The organism is Bacillus sp. SJZ110, from assembly GCF_006715455.1.
GTDB lineage: Bacteria > Bacillota > Bacilli > Bacillales > Bacillaceae > Bacillus > Bacillus subtilis.
Genome location: NZ_VFNF01000010.1, coordinates 1 through 11669, shown reverse-complemented (window position 1 = coordinate 11669; position 11669 = coordinate 1). Strand labels below are relative to the sequence as shown.

Sequence of the window (11669 nt, the reverse complement as noted above, 5' to 3'; positions counted from 1 at the left end):
TTTTTTTATGTAAATGATGTGCTCAGGTGCGGCTTTTACAATCATCCAATTCTGGTATCGATTTGTTTACAAATGAGCCGCTGATCGTGTATGGTATTGTAGAATGTTTGTAAAAAGTAAAGTAGAGAAACTATTCAAAAGTGGTGATAGAGGTTGTTACTGGTTATCGATGTGGGGAACACCAATACTGTACTTGGTGTATATCATGATGGAAAATTAGAATATCACTGGCGTATAGAAACAAGCAGGCATAAAACAGAAGATGAGTTTGGGATGATTTTGCGCTCCTTATTTGATCACTCAGGGCTTATGTTTGAACAGATAGATGGCATTATTATTTCGTCAGTAGTGCCGCCAATCATGTTTGCGTTAGAAAGAATGTGCACAAAATACTTTCATATCGAGCCGCAAATTGTTGGTCCAGGTATGAAAACCGGTTTAAATATAAAATATGACAATCCGAAAGAAGTGGGGGCAGACAGAATCGTAAATGCTGTCGCTGCGATACACTTATACGGCAATCCATTAATTGTTGTCGATTTCGGAACCGCCACAACGTACTGCTATATTGATGAAAACAAACAATACATGGGCGGGGCGATTGCCCCTGGGATTACAATTTCGACAGAGGCGCTTTACTCGCGTGCAGCAAAGCTTCCGCGTATCGAAATCACCCGGCCCGACAATATTATCGGAAAAAACACTGTTAGCGCGATGCAATCTGGGATTTTATTTGGCTATGTCGGCCAAGTGGAAGGAATCGTTAAGCGAATGAAATGGCAGGCAAAACAGGAACCAAAGGTCATTGCGACAGGAGGCCTGGCGCCGCTTATTGCGAACGAATCAGATTGTATAGACATCGTTGATCCATTCTTAACCCTAAAAGGGCTGGAATTGATTTATGAAAGAAACCGCGTAGGAAGTGTATAGGAGGTTTAGTAATGGATTATTTAGTAAAAGCACTTGCGTATGACGGAAAAGTTCGGGCTTATGCAGCGAGAACGACTGATATGGTAAATGAGGGGCAGAGACGCCATGGTACGTGGCCGACAGCATCCGCTGCATTGGGCCGCACAATGACAGCTTCACTTATGCTCGGCGCTATGCTGAAGGGCGATGATAAGCTGACTGTGAAAATCGAGGGCGGAGGTCCGATCGGAGCTATTGTAGCTGATGCCAATGCCAAAGGAGAAGTCAGAGCCTATGTCTCTAACCCGCAAGTTCATTTTGATTTAAATGAACAAGGCAAGCTTGATGTCAGACGTGCGGTTGGAACAAACGGAACGTTAAGTGTCGTAAAAGATTTAGGTTTGCGCGAGTTCTTCACAGGACAAGTAGAAATCGTTTCAGGAGAATTAGGCGATGATTTCACTTACTATCTTGTATCATCTGAGCAGGTTCCTTCATCAGTGGGCGTAGGTGTGCTCGTAAATCCTGACAATACCATTCTTGCGGCAGGGGGCTTTATTATTCAGCTGATGCCGGGAACAGATGATGAAACAATCACAAAAATTGAACAGCGTCTATCTCAAGTAGAGCCGATTTCTAAGCTCATCCAAAAAGGGCTGACACCAGAAGAAATTTTAGAAGAAGTCCTAGGCGAGAAACCTGAGATTTTGGAAACGATGCCTGTCAGATTCCATTGCCCTTGTTCAAAAGAACGGTTCGAAACAGCCATTTTAGGACTAGGCAAAAAAGAAATTCAAGATATGATAGAAGAAGATGGACAAGCCGAAGCAGTATGCCATTTTTGTAATGAAAAGTACTTATTTACAAAAGAAGAGCTGGAAGGGCTTCGTGACCAAACTACCCGCTAAGCTCTTTAGCGGGTTTTTAATTTGAGAAAAGGGGCTGAAAGCAGGTTTGAAATCAAGAACAATCTGGACCATTATTTTAGGGGCGCTGTTGGTTTGCTGTATTGCTGTTGCATATACGCTGACGAAATCCCAAGCCGGCGCATCGTCATCCGGTGAGTCTATTGCGACTATCGGGGGCAAGAGTGTGACAAGAGAAGAATGGCTGAAAGAAATGGAAGATCAGTATGGTAAGTCAACGCTTGAAGATATGATCAATGTCCGAGTTGTTGAGCAGCTGGCTAAAAAGAACAACCTTAAAATATCCAAAAGCGAAGTTGATCGTGAGTTTTTGCTGATTAAAGCGGTCAATAATTCCTTTTACGAAGATGAACATACGACGGAGAAAGAGTGGAAAGACCAAATTCGTTATAATATCCTCCTTGAGGAATTGTTAACAAGGGATATCGATATCTCAAACAAAGAATTGGAATCATTCTATCATAAAAATAAGGAACTATATCAGTTTGATGATTCGTATCGAATTCGGCATATTGTTGTAAAAGATGAAGAAGAAGCGAGAGAAGTCCTGAAAGAACTGAAGGGCGGATCAAGCTTTGAAGCTGTCGCTGCCGAAAGATCCACTGACAGATATACATCACCATACGGCGGAGATTTAGGTTTTGTCACAGAGGCATCAGACAACATTCCATCAGCATACATTGAAGAGGCGAAAACACTCAAAGAGGATGAATGGTCTCAGGAACCAATAAAGGTCAGCAACGGATATGCCATTATCCAGCTGAAAGAAAAACTAAAGGCAAGAACGTTCTCATTTGATGAAGTAAAGGGCCAGATCAGACGGCAAATCGCAATGGATCAGCTAGGCGATAAAGCGACAGTTAAGACACTTTGGAAAGAAGCCGATGTATCTTGGTTTTATGGGGAAAAAAGTACTAAGTGATTGACAAAAAATTTTGAAATTGATAGATTATATACATAATACCAATACAAATAGTCGGAAATTGAGGTGTCGAGAATGGTACGTGTAGCAAACTCCATTACTGAATTAATTGGGAATACACCAATCGTTAAATTAAATCGCCTTGCAGATGAAAACAGTGCGGATGTATATCTAAAACTTGAATACATGAACCCTGGAAGCAGTGTAAAAGACCGTATCGGTTTAGCCATGATTGAAGCGGCTGAAAAAGAAGGGAAATTAAAAGCCGGTGATACAATCATTGAACCGACAAGCGGAAATACTGGAATCGGGCTTGCAATGGTTGCTGCTGCTAAAGGATTAAAAGCTATTTTGGTTATGCCTGATACAATGAGCATGGAGCGCCGCAACCTTCTTCGCGCATACGGTGCTGAGCTTGTGCTGACTCCTGGTGCGGAAGGCATGAAAGGTGCCATTAAGAAAGCTGAAGAGCTTGCTGAAAAGCACGGATACTTTGTGCCGCAGCAGTTTAACAACCCTTCTAACCCAGAAATTCACCGCCAAACAACTGGTAAAGAAATCGTTGAGCAATTCGGTGATGACCAGCTTGACGCATTTGTAGCCGGAATCGGAACGGGCGGAACGATTACGGGAGCGGGCGAAGTGCTGAAGGAAGCATACCCTTCCATCAAGATTTACGCTGTTGAACCGTCAGATTCCCCAGTGCTTTCAGGAGGAAAACCAGGCCCCCACAAAATTCAGGGAATCGGAGCTGGATTCGTGCCGGACATCTTAAACACTGAAGTATATGATGAAATCTTCCCTGTGAAGAATGAAGAAGCATTCGAATATGCCCGCAGAGCTGCACGTGAAGAAGGAATTCTCGGAGGCATCTCATCAGGTGCGGCAATTTATGCTGCTCTTCAAGTAGCAAAAAAACTCGGAAAAGGCAAAAAAGTATTGGCCATCATTCCAAGTAACGGCGAACGTTATCTAAGCACGCCGCTGTATCAATTCGATTAAAAAAAGCCAAAACTCCCGGTCCGCCGGGAGTTTTTTTATATTTCGTGCATCAAATATGCCATGTCTGCGACGAATGTTATTCTTGGAAGAGAAATTCACTTTTTTCACTAACAACATTGCTTTACAATTAAAAACAAGTAAAAAAGAAAATAGAGGAATGATACAAATGGCACAACGCAGACCGGCAGGCAAAAAAGTACCTTTTCAAAAAGACTCATTCTTACAACAATTTGAGAAACTTGCGCAATCCCGGAAACATCATGTACTTCTCGAAAGTGCAAGAGGCGGCAGATACAGTATAGCCGGTCTTGATCCAATTGCGACTGTGAAAGGAAAAGACGGAATAACTACAATTAAGCATGGTGATGAGATGCTGTTTAAAGAAGGTGATCCATTACGGGCCTTCCACAGCTGGTTTAAAACGCTGGAAACAGAAACGAATCATGAGTTCCCTGACTTTCAAGGCGGGGCAATCGGGTTTCTCAGCTATGATTACGCACGGTACATTGAAAATTTTAAAATGCTCTCATTAGATGATCTAGAAACACCAGATATTTTTTTTCTTGTTTTTGATGATATAGCAGTTTATGACCATCAAGAAGAGTCTCTATGGCTGATTACTCATGTTAATGGTTCTGATCAGGAAACAGCGGATGTGAAGCTATCTGAGTTAGAGCAGATGTGGCTGACTGAGCTTCCCGCTGTCTCTTCGCGAGAGATGAACCCTGAAACAGATGGTTCTTTCGCGGCGCCATTTACCGAGGATGGGTTCTCACAAGCTGTAGAGAAAATCAAACAATACATTGCCAGCGGAGATGTGTTTCAAGTCAATCTATCAATAAGGCAGTCACAGTCACTGTCTGTCCACCCATATCAAATTTACAAAACCTTGAGAGAAGTAAATCCTTCTCCTTATATGGCGTATTTAGAAACACCTGATTTTCAGATCATTTGCGGATCGCCTGAACTGCTTGTCAGAAAAAAGGGCAAGCTATTAGAGACGAGACCGATTGCGGGCACCCGTTCCAGAGGGAAAACAAATGAAGAAGACGAGGCGCTTGCAAACGAATTGATACACAATGAAAAAGAACGCGCGGAACATGTCATGCTGGTTGATCTTGAGCGAAATGATCTGGGAAGAGTATCACGGTATGGGTCTGTGCGCGTAAATGAATTCATGGCAATTGAAAAATACTCGCATGTGATGCACATTGTGTCTAATGTCCAAGGTGAACTGCATGATGGGTATGATGCTGTAGATATTATTCATGCTGTGTTTCCCGGAGGAACCATTACTGGTGCACCGAAAGTAAGAACGATGGAAATTATAGAAGAACTTGAGCCGACACGCCGAGGGCTTTATACTGGATCTATAGGATGGTTTGGATATAATCACGATCTGCAGTTTAATATCGTCATTCGAACCATTTATGCAACCGGAGGGCAGGCATTTATGCAGTCCGGCGCAGGAGTTGTGATTGATTCTGTTCCGAAGCACGAATACAAGGAATCATTCAAAAAAGCTTTTGCGATGCAAAGAGCATTAGAGCTGAGCAAAGAAGAGACAAAAATTAGATGAGGTGAGCGGAGAAATGATTTTAATGATTGATAACTACGATTCATTCACGTACAACTTGGTACAGTATTTGGGCGAGCTTGGGGAAGAGCTGGTTGTGAGACGCAATGACAGCATCACAATCGAAGAAATTGAAGAACTGTCTCCGGACTTTCTGATGATATCTCCCGGACCTTGCAGCCCTGATGAGGCGGGAATCAGCCTCGAAGCAATTAAACATTTCGCAGGGAAAATTCCTATTTTCGGTGTATGTCTCGGACATCAGTCCATCGCACAAGTGTTCGGTGGCGACGTTGTTAGGGCAGAACGGCTTATGCACGGGAAAACCTCGGATATCGAGCATGACGGCAAGACCATTTTTGAAGGGTTGAAAAACCCCCTTGTTGCGACGCGATACCACTCGCTGATCGTAAAACCTGAGACGCTGCCAAGCTGTTTTACAGTAACAGCACAAACGAAAGAAGGAGAAATCATGGCTATTCGCCACAATGACCTCCCGATAGAGGGCGTGCAATTTCACCCAGAGTCTATAATGACCTCCTTTGGGAAAGAAATGCTCAGAAATTTTATTGAGACATATCGCAAGGAAGTTATTGCGTGATGATATATGTGAACGGCCGGTATATGGAGGAGAAAGATGCAGTTCTTTCTCCTTTTGACCATGGGTTTTTATATGGGATCGGTGTTTTCGAAACCTTCAGGCTCTACGAAGGCTGCCCGTTTTTGCTTGATTGGCATATAGAAAGGCTTGAACGCGCACTTAAGGATCTGCAAATCGAATATACTGTTTCAAAGCATGAGATCCTTGAGATGCTGGACAAGCTGCTTAAGCTAAATGATATCAAGGATGGCAATGCCCGCGTCAGACTGAACATATCAGCGGGGATCAGCGTTAAAGGCTTTGTCGCCCAGACGTACGATAAGCCGACCGTTTTATGTTTTGTGAATCAGCTGAAACCAGAAAGCCTTCCTTTGCAAAAAGAAGGGAAGGTTTTATCGATACGGAGAAACACTCCTGAGGGATCGTTCCGGTTAAAATCTCATCATTATCTAAATAATATGTATGCGAAACGGGAAATTGGAAATGATCCGCGTGTCGAGGGAATTTTCTTAACGGAGGATGGAGCTGTTGCAGAGGGTATCATATCTAATGTCTTTTGGAGAAAAGGTCGTTGTATCTATACGCCATCGCTTGATACCGGTATTCTGGACGGCGTCACGAGACGTTTTATCATAGAAAATGCAAAGAATATCGGCCTGGAGCTCAAAACGGGCCGATATGAGCTAGAAGCTCTCTTGACAGCTGACGAAGCGTGGATGACGAACTCGGTTCTTGAAATCATCCCGTTTACTAAAATAGAAGAAGTAAACTATGGAAGCCAAAGCGGAGAAGCAACCTCCGCTCTTCAATTGTTATACAAAAAAGAAATAAAGAACATGATTCATGAAAAGGGAGGAAGAGCATGGCGCAACACACAATAGATCAAACACAAGTAATCCACACTAAGCCCCGCGCTTTATCATATAAAGAGAAGACGCTGGTGATGGGAATTTTAAACGTAACGCCTGACTCTTTCTCGGACGGCGGAAAATATGACAGCTTGGACAAGGCGCTGCTGCACGCGAAAGAGATGATCGATGATGGTGCCCATATCATTGATATCGGAGGGGAATCGACAAGGCCTGGCGCTGAGTGCGTATCTGAGGATGAGGAGATGTCCAGAGTCATTCCGGTGATTGAGCGGATTACGAAAGAGCTTGGTATTCCTATTTCTGTAGACACGTACAAGGCTTCTGTCGCAGATGAAGCAGTGAAAGCCGGTGCATCCATTATCAATGATATTTGGGGAGCCAAACATGATCCGAAGATGGCTTCCGTTGCAGCTGAACATAATGTTCCAATTGTACTCATGCATAACCGCCCTGAAAGAAACTACAATGACTTATTGCCGGATATGCTGTCGGACTTAATGGAGAGTGTAAAAATTGCTGTTGAGGCCGGAGTAGACGAGAAGAACATTATTCTTGATCCCGGTATCGGTTTTGCGAAAACCTATCACGATAACTTGGCAGTGATGAACAAACTTGAGATTTTCAGCGGATTAGGATATCCGGTTCTTCTGGCAACCTCCCGAAAAAGATTCATCGGACGTGTTCTGGATCTTCCGCCTGAGGAGCGGGCTGAGGGCACAGGCGCGACTGTGTGTCTCGGCATTCAAAAAGGCTGTGACATTGTCAGGGTCCATGATGTAAAGCAAATTGCCAGAATGGCGAAAATGATGGACGCGATGCTGAATAAGGGAGGGGTGCACCATGGATAAAGTTTATGTAGAAGGTATGGAGTTTTACGGATATCACGGTGTGTTCAAAGAAGAAAACAAACTTGGCCAGCGGTTTAAAGTCGATTTAACCGCTGAGCTGGATTTAAGCAAAGCTGGACAAACAGACGACCTTGAGCAAACGATCAACTATGCTGAGCTCTATCACGTATGTAAAGATATCGTGGAAGGGGAGCCTGTAAAATTGGTAGAAACGCTGGCGGAACGTATTGCTGGCACTGTTCTCGAAAAATTTCAGCCTGTTCAGCAATGTACGGTGAAAGTGATTAAGCCAGACCCGCCAATTCCCGGACACTATAAATCAGTAGCAATTGAAATTACGAGAAAAAAGTCATGAACAACATAGCTTATATTGCACTTGGATCTAATATTGGAGATAGAGAAACGTATTTAAGGCAAGCAGTGGCTTTACTGCATCAGCATGCTGCGGTGACAGTCACTAAAGTGTCGTCTATTTACGAAACTGACCCGGTCGGATACGAAGATCAAGCTCAATTTTTGAATATGGCTGTTGAAATCAAGACATCACTGAACCCTTTTGAACTCCTTGAACTGACGCAGCAGATAGAAAATGAATTAGGCAGAACAAGGGAAGTAAGATGGGGGCCGCGGACGGCAGACCTTGACATTTTGTTATTTAATCGTGAAAATATTGAGACAGAGCAACTAATTGTTCCGCATCCGAGAATGTATGAGCGTTTGTTTGTCCTTGCGCCGCTTGCGGAAATTTGCCAGCAGGTTGAAAAAGAGGCTACAAGCGCCGAAACAGACCAAGAAGGTGTAAGAGTATGGAAGCAGAAATCTGGGGTAGACGAATTCGTGCATTCAGAAAGCTGAAAGGTTATACTCAAGAAGGATTTGCAAAAGCATTAGGTATATCAGTTTCTATTCTCGGCGAAATTGAACGCGGAAACCGATTGCCGTCAGCTGCCATCATTCAAGATGCAGCAGATGTTTTAAATATAAGTGCGGACGAATTGGCGCCGCCAGAAAAATAGAACAAATGAAAGGAGGAGAAAAATTGTTCAAAATCGGAGATATTCAGTTGAAAAACCGGGTTGTGCTTGCACCTATGGCTGGTGTCTGCAACTCTGCGTTCAGATTGACTGTAAAGGAATTCGGAGCCGGATTGGTATGCGCTGAAATGGTCAGTGACAAAGCGATCCTTTACAACAATGCAAGAACAATGGGTATGCTTTATATCGATGAACGTGAGAAACCACTGAGCCTTCAAATTTTCGGAGGAAAAAAGGAAACCCTTGTGGAAGCGGCGAAGTTTGTAGACCAAAACACAACTGCTGATATCATTGATATTAACATGGGATGTCCCGTGCCGAAGATTACAAAATGCGATGCGGGAGCCAAATGGCTTCTCGATCCTGATAAGATTTACGAAATGGTTTCTGCAGTAGTGGATGCTGTTAATAAACCAGTTACAGTGAAAATGAGAATGGGCTGGGATGAAGACCACATTTTCGCAGTGAAAAATGCACAGGCTGTAGAACGTGCGGGCGGTAAAGCAGTTGCGCTTCACGGCCGTACGAGAGTGCAGATGTACGAAGGAACGGCAAACTGGGATATCATCAAAGAAGTAAAACAATCAGTATCGATTCCGGTTATCGGAAACGGCGATGTTAAGACACCGCAGGATGCTAAGCGTATGCTCGATGAGACAGGAGTAGACGGGGTCATGATCGGACGCGCTGCATTGGGCAACCCGTGGATGATTTACCGTACGGTTCAGTATCTTGAAACAGGTGAATTAAAAGAAGAGCCGCAAGTACGCGAAAAAATGGCCGTATGCAAACTGCATCTTGACCGCCTGATTGACTTAAAAGGTGAAAACGTAGCGGTAAGAGAAATGAGAAAGCACGCTGCATGGTATCTGAAAGGCGTGAAAGGCAATGCGAACGTTCGTAATGAAATCAATCATTGCGAGACGAGAGAAGAGTTTGTACAGCTTTTAGATGCATTTACGGTTGAAGTTGAGGCAAAAGAGCTTCAAAATGCAAAAGTAGGATAATACTCACCTCTATTTGCTGCTCACTGCTAGTTTTACGCTGGCAGTTTTTCTGCTTTTTTCATGAAACAATATCTGTAATGGAGTGATAACAATGAGTCAAGAAGAGCATAACCATGAAGAATTGAATGATCAGCTGCAAGTCAGACGCGATAAAATGAATCAGCTGAGAGATAACGGCATCGATCCATTCGGCGCACGTTTTGAAAGAACTCATCAGTCTCAAGAAGTTATTTCGGCATATCAAGATCTAACCAAAGAAGAGTTAGAAGAAAAAGCTATTGAAGTTACAATCGCAGGCCGCATGATGACAAAACGCGGCAAAGGAAAAGCCGGCTTTGCCCATCTTCAGGATTTAGAAGGCCAAATCCAAATCTACGTAAGAAAAGACAGTGTCGGTGACGACCAATATGAAATCTTCAAGTCTTCTGACCTCGGTGATCTTATCGGCGTAACCGGAAAAGTCTTCAAAACAAATGTAGGCGAATTGTCCGTTAAAGCAACTTCCTTTGAATTGCTGACAAAAGCGCTTCGTCCGCTTCCTGACAAATACCATGGTTTAAAAGACGTTGAGCAGCGCTACCGTCAGCGCTATCTGGATCTTATCGTAAACCCAGACAGCAAACATACGTTCATTACACGAAGCAAGATCATTCAAGCTATGAGAAGATACCTTGATGATCATGGATACTTAGAAGTAGAAACACCTACAATGCACAGCATTCCTGGGGGAGCTTCTGCACGTCCGTTTATCACTCACCACAACGCGTTAGACATTCCACTCTATATGCGTATTGCTATCGAACTGCACCTAAAACGTCTAATTGTCGGCGGTTTAGAAAAAGTATATGAAATCGGCCGTGTTTTCCGTAACGAAGGTGTCTCTACACGCCATAACCCTGAATTTACAATGATTGAGTTATATGAAGCATATGCGGACTATAAAGATATCATGAGCTTAACTGAAAACCTTGTCGCTCATATCGCCCAAGAAGTGCTTGGCACAACTACGATTCAATACGGGGAAGAGCAAATCGACCTTAAACCGGAGTGGAAAAGAATCCATATGGTTGACGCAGTCAAAGAAGCGACCGGCGTTGATTTCTGGGAAGAGGTTACTGTTGAACAGGCGCGTGAATATGCAACAGAACATGGAGTAGAAATTAAAGACTCTATGACAGTAGGGCATATCATCAACGAATTCTTCGAGCAAAAAATTGAAGAAACGCTTATTCAGCCAACGTTTATTTACGGGCATCCTGTAGAAATTTCTCCTCTTGCTAAGAAAAACCCTGAGGACCCGCGTTTTACAGACCGTTTTGAGCTGTTTATCGTTGGCCGTGAACATGCCAACGCGTTTACAGAGCTGAATGATCCTATTGATCAAAGAGAACGCTTTGAAGCGCAATTAAAAGAGCGTGAAGCCGGTAATGATGAAGCTCATCTAATGGATGAAGACTTTGTTGAAGCTCTGGAATACGGTATGCCGCCAACAGGAGGTTTAGGCATCGGTATCGACCGTCTGGTTATGCTGCTGACGAATGCCCCTTCTATTCGCGATGTGCTGTTATTCCCGCAAATGAGACAACGCTAATAAGGAAGAGCGGTATCCTCCATAGGAAAAGGATGCCGCTCTTTTTAAATTCCTTAGTATTTCTTCAAAAAAACTATTGCACTATTATTTACTAGGTGGTATATTATTATTCGTTGCCGCTAAACAAGGCGATAACGAAAAAAAGAACTTCAAAAAAAGTTATTGACTTCACTGAGTCAACGAGTTATAATAATAAAGTCGCTTGAACGAAGTGAACAAAATGATCTTTGAAAACTAAACAAGACAAAACGTACCTGTTAATTCAGTTTTTAAAAATCGCACAGCAATGTGCGTAGTCAGTCAAACTACTTTATCGGAGAGTTTGATCCTGGCTCAGGACGAACGCTGGCGGCGTGCCTAATACATGCAAGTCGAGCGGAC

Annotated in this window: 13 protein-coding genes and 1 rRNA gene; all 14 read left to right on the top strand. The window is 43.3% G+C overall.

All coding sequences use genetic code 11. The annotated features are described in order from the left end of the window. Positions 1-153 precede the first annotated feature (153 nt). Positions 154-930 (top strand): type III pantothenate kinase, encoded by a 777-nt coding sequence (locus FB592_RS20130; protein ID WP_010886388.1) that lies wholly within the window; start codon positions 154-156, stop codon positions 928-930. 11 nt (positions 931-941) lie between these two features. Beyond that, a complete protein-coding gene (gene hslO, locus FB592_RS20125; RefSeq protein ID WP_003226695.1) occupies positions 942-1817 on the top strand; it encodes a redox-regulated molecular chaperone HslO in 876 nt (291 codons plus the stop codon). A gap of 46 nt (positions 1818-1863) precedes the next feature. Further along, entirely contained in the window at positions 1864-2757 is an 894-nt protein-coding gene (locus FB592_RS20120; RefSeq protein ID WP_141950067.1) for a peptidyl-prolyl cis-trans isomerase, read from the top strand. Between the two features lie 75 nt (positions 2758-2832). After that, on the top strand, positions 2833-3759 hold the full coding sequence (gene cysK, locus FB592_RS20115) for a cysteine synthase A (RefSeq protein WP_003218399.1): 927 nt from the start codon (positions 2833-2835) through the stop codon (positions 3757-3759). A 166-nt stretch (positions 3760-3925) separates the two neighbouring features. Continuing rightward, complete coding sequence (locus FB592_RS20110) at positions 3926-5338, top strand: anthranilate synthase component I family protein (RefSeq protein ID WP_141950065.1); 1413 nt, start codon at positions 3926-3928, stop codon at positions 5336-5338. Between the two features lie 13 nt (positions 5339-5351). Then, the gene (pabA, locus tag FB592_RS20105; RefSeq protein WP_017696363.1) at positions 5352-5936 is read left to right on the top strand and encodes an aminodeoxychorismate/anthranilate synthase component II; all 585 of its coding nucleotides are present in this window, start codon (positions 5352-5354) and stop codon (positions 5934-5936) included. Further along, positions 5936-6817 carry an aminodeoxychorismate lyase gene (pabC, locus tag FB592_RS20100; RefSeq protein ID WP_141950094.1) on the top strand — a complete coding sequence of 294 codons (882 nt, stop codon included), beginning with the start codon at positions 5936-5938 and terminating at the stop codon, positions 6815-6817. Before pabA ends, pabC begins: the two co-directional genes overlap by 1 nt. Beyond that, complete coding sequence (folP, locus tag FB592_RS20095; RefSeq protein ID WP_021479712.1) at positions 6799-7656, top strand: dihydropteroate synthase; 858 nt, start codon at positions 6799-6801, stop codon at positions 7654-7656. Before pabC ends, folP begins: the two co-directional genes overlap by 19 nt. Then, positions 7649-8011, top strand: a complete 363-nt coding sequence (gene folB / locus FB592_RS20090; RefSeq protein WP_014478613.1) for a dihydroneopterin aldolase — start codon at positions 7649-7651, stop codon at positions 8009-8011. The genes folP and folB overlap by 8 nt, the downstream gene beginning before the upstream one ends. Further along, entirely contained in the window at positions 8008-8511 is a 504-nt protein-coding gene (gene folK / locus FB592_RS20085) for a 2-amino-4-hydroxy-6-hydroxymethyldihydropteridine diphosphokinase (RefSeq protein ID WP_003242690.1), read from the top strand. Before folB ends, folK begins: the two co-directional genes overlap by 4 nt. After that, complete coding sequence (locus FB592_RS20080) at positions 8463-8672, top strand: helix-turn-helix domain-containing protein (protein WP_003226678.1); 210 nt, start codon at positions 8463-8465, stop codon at positions 8670-8672. Before folK ends, FB592_RS20080 begins: the two co-directional genes overlap by 49 nt. 23 nt (positions 8673-8695) lie before the next feature. Further along, positions 8696-9697 (top strand): tRNA dihydrouridine synthase DusB, encoded by a 1002-nt coding sequence (gene dusB / locus FB592_RS20075; protein WP_014475588.1) that lies wholly within the window; start codon positions 8696-8698, stop codon positions 9695-9697. 91 nt (positions 9698-9788) lie between these two features. Continuing rightward, positions 9789-11288: a lysine--tRNA ligase gene (lysS, locus tag FB592_RS20070; RefSeq protein WP_141950063.1), complete on the top strand. Its 1500-nt coding sequence runs from the start codon at positions 9789-9791 to the stop codon at positions 11286-11288. A 310-nt stretch (positions 11289-11598) separates the two neighbouring features. Continuing rightward, positions 11599-11669: ribosomal RNA gene (locus FB592_RS20065) — 16S ribosomal RNA — on the top strand; the annotation flags it as partial.